Annotated in this window: 1 protein-coding gene; it reads left to right on the forward strand. The window is 48.1% G+C overall.

The genetic code is table 11. From position 1 onward, the window contains the following. Positions 1-152: 152 nt before the first annotated feature. On the forward strand, positions 153-825 hold a 673-nt coding region (locus tag H7X47_RS25665; RefSeq protein ID WP_193371638.1), incomplete at its 3' end, for a PEP-CTERM sorting domain-containing protein.

The raw sequence follows: 825 nt of genomic DNA on the forward strand, positions 1-825 counted from the left end.
CAAAAAAATATTACACCTTATGCATTCCGCGGATCGCGGTCGCGCTAATCCGTTGAAAATAAACGTTCCTAAAAAATGGCCTGAATCTTGCCTCACTAGTTGCGAAGGTCCGCGGCATCGAGGGCATAGCCGGGGCAAGGGGAGAGGCTGCGATGCTGGTTCGAAATCTGTTTGGCGCACTGTTCGGGGTCGCACTTCTGATGTTTCCGCTGCAGGCGCATGCGTTTCTGATCAGCCATAATGGAACCGATGGATTTTACTCCGGCTCTGAAGAAGTCGATGTGTACCTGAACGAATATGCCGTAGAATTTCCTGGGTCAAATCTTTTCGATCTGGACTGCGGTTCATCCGTTACTTGCATATACAAACGGTGGGATTCTTTCTCGGAGGGCGACGTTCACGACATTACCTTCACGGAGGAAAACTCTGAAGGACAAACCGGATTTTTTGAGACTGTCTTTAACTTCACCGAGGATCCTTGGTCTGATTATCACTTCGAATGGGAGGGCAACATCTCACTATTGTTTTTGTTTTTATTTGTGATCGATGGCGATGGTAATGCCGTAGCCGCCGCAATTCCGGACTTTGATCTTGTTGATAACTCTCTTGATATTTATTTCGATTTTCCTTTTATAGAAGATATAATTGGTGAAGAATTTTCCGTAGGTCTTTTTTACGGCGGAGGTTTTGATTTTCGCGCAGGCTCCACATTTGTTCTAAGCCAATATCCAACTCTGCCGGTACCCGAGCCGGGGACGGCGGGACTGTTCTTAATCGGGCTCGTCGGGCTAAGCGTGATTTGGCGCCGGCGGCGGAAACAAGACG

This window comes from Pelagibius marinus, assembly GCF_014925385.1.
Taxonomy (GTDB): Bacteria; Pseudomonadota; Alphaproteobacteria; order Kiloniellales; family Kiloniellaceae; genus Pelagibius; species Pelagibius marinus.